General features: G+C 68.2%; 1 protein-coding gene. It reads left to right on the forward strand.

Annotated features, from left to right (window positions below; translation table 11 throughout):
• Positions 1 to 260: 260 nt before the first annotated feature.
• Positions 261 to 515 (forward strand): hypothetical protein (locus AC31A1_RS52405; protein ID WP_489660072.1); only part of this gene is annotated, 255 nt, incomplete at its 3' end.

The raw sequence follows: 515 nt of genomic DNA on the forward strand, positions 1-515 counted from the left end.
GCGTAGGGGATGCCGAGCCATTCGTCGTATCCGGTCTGGGCCTGGCCCCGGACCTTGCCGGTGGCCGTGGACACCACCAGAGATGAGTGTTCCGAACTCCCTTGTGCGGGAGGGGACTTCAGTGCGTGGACGGCGATCGGGGACAGCAGCCCGAGGCCGAGCACGCTCACGGTTGCCAGAGTGGTGCGGACTCTACTGCGGAGTGTGGTCGTCCTTCCCATGACCCACTTGTGTAACGTCTCGGCAATATTGTCGGCAAGATGCGCGACAGGATTTCCTGCAATTGCCCCTGTGGGCGCGGGAGTTACCGCCCGGCGGTCGACGAAGGTGCCGACGAAGGCGGCGGTGCCGACGCTGACGCCGATGCCGATGCCGATGCCGTCGGGACCATGGACGGCTCCATGGTGGGGACGGGTGTGTGGCTCGGGTTCCGGGAGTCGGCGGGAGAACTCGGGCTGGCGCTCGCCCTCGGACTGGGTGCCCTCGTCGCCGACGGGGCGGGCGGGGGCGTGGGA

It is taken from the genome of Streptomyces sp. P5F9, from assembly GCF_057961495.1.